Source organism: Pseudoalteromonas sp. P1-26, assembly GCF_001401795.1.
GTDB lineage: Bacteria > Pseudomonadota > Gammaproteobacteria > Enterobacterales > Alteromonadaceae > Pseudoalteromonas.
On record NZ_LKDX01000185.1, the window covers coordinates 1 to 245 of the forward strand.

Here is a 245-nt window from a genome sequence, read left to right on the forward strand (position 1 = left end):
GCAGCTGCTACACTATCATCGGCGCTGTTTCGTTTCACTACTGAGTTCGGCATGGGGTCAGGTGGGTCCAAAACGCTATTGTCACCAAGAAAATTCTTTTCAACTTTCTTATTATTTTTTTATAGTCTTTCGACTTAATTTAAAGTCTTGCGACTGAATTTGGAGCCTGGCGATGACCTACTTTCACATAGCAGCTGCTACACTATCATCGGCGCTGTTTCGTTTCACTACTGAGTTCGGCATGG

General features: G+C 43.7%; 1 rRNA gene. It reads right to left on the reverse strand.

Annotated elements, in window-relative coordinates:
- Positions 1-89, reverse strand: a 5S ribosomal RNA gene (gene rrf / locus AN394_RS21440); the annotation flags it as partial.
- Between the last annotated feature and the right edge of the window lie 156 nt (positions 90-245).